Origin of the sequence: Pseudarthrobacter sp. NPDC059871, from assembly GCF_042731175.1 — a bacterium.
GTDB lineage: Bacteria > Actinomycetota > Actinomycetes > Actinomycetales > Micrococcaceae > Arthrobacter.
On the sequence record NZ_JBHWJV010000030.1, the window covers coordinates 1 to 1,320 of the forward strand.

Here is a 1,320-nt window from a genome sequence, read left to right on the forward strand (position 1 = left end):
TGGACTGGTCCCCGGAAGTTGGACACTTTAATAAACGTTACGCGCTGGCGAGGTTGTGAGCGAGGTATTCGTCGGGGCTGAGGTAGCCAAGTCTCCGTTGGATTCGGGTGCTGTTCCACCAACACAGATACTCGGTTAGACCGGTGTGGAACTGCTCGATGGTCTTGGGTTGCTGGATCCGGAACCATTCCTCTTTGAGGTGGCTGAAGAACCCTTCCATCGAGGCGTTATCCAAGCAGGTGCCCTTACGGGACATCGATTGAGTCAGCCCGGCTTCGCGGAGCGTGTCCTGCCAGAGCGGATGCCGGTACTGAAACCCCTGATCTGAATGGACCAGGGGTCGCTCGTTTGGAGCGAGGTCGCTGATCGCAGCGCGAAGGCCATCGGTGACCATTTTGACGCTCGGAGACGGACCTGCCATGACAGAGACGATCCGGTTGTCATGGAGATCAAGGACCGGCGAGACATATACCTTGGAGGTGCCCACCGTGAACTCGGTGACGTCGGTGGCCCACTTGGTGTGTTTGACAGCAGTCTCGAACTTGCGGTTCAACACGTTCTCAGCCGCCTTACCGACCTCGCCGCGGAAGGAGTTGTATCTACGCCGGCGACGGACCGGGCTTTGCAATCCGAGCCCCCGCATGAGCTTCAGCACGGTCTTCTTCGACACTGTCCATCCCTGACGCAGGAGCATGGCCAGGACACGTCGATGCCCGTAAGCGCTTCGCGCCTGCGTGAAGACCTTACGAATGGCTTCTTTGAGTTCCGCCTGCCGATCCGGCCGGCTGAGCCGGTTGCGGTGGTCGTAGAACGTGGACCGGGGAATCTTTGCCAGATGCAGCAACAGCTGCAACCGGTGGTGGGCCTTGAGGTCATTGATCGCTTGAACTTTCAGCGTCGTTCCTGTGCCCTCAAGGCCCGCAATTTTCCCAGGTACGCCACCTCCGCACGCAACCGCTCGTTCTCCCTTCGGAGTTGCCCGACCTCACCCTCGGGAACTGGATTCTCACGATTGACCGGTGGCCGGCCCCGTTTCTTCGGGCGTAAGCCGTCTTCACCGTCGCGCCGGTAAATTCTCGTCCAGTTCGTGACGGTGCCGGGAGAGGGAAGATCGTACTCCTTGGCCAGGACGCGTCCGGACACGCCCTGAAGATGACGCCGCACGATCAAGAGCTTGGTTTCGATGTCGTACTGCTTACGGTCTCTTGTCATCAGCGCACCCGATCCTCGTACCTGCCATCGCTGATACAACATTTGGACAGGGGTAGGTGCTAAATCAAGAGTCAGCGCGACGGACTTCGCGGTTAGCCCCTGCTCGAA

The 1,320-nt window shown here is 59.2% G+C and carries 2 protein-coding genes; both read right to left on the reverse strand.

Annotation, left to right across the window (positions count from 1 at the left end):
• Positions 1-37: 37 nt before the first annotated feature.
• Positions 38-853: an IS3 family transposase gene (locus ACFV4R_RS20170; protein ID WP_377204340.1), complete on the reverse strand. Its 816-nt coding sequence runs from the start codon at positions 851-853 to the stop codon at positions 38-40.
• A gap of 38 nt (positions 854-891) precedes the next feature.
• Positions 892-1,320 (reverse strand): transposase (locus ACFV4R_RS20175; protein ID WP_377204341.1); only part of this gene is annotated, 429 nt, incomplete at its 5' end.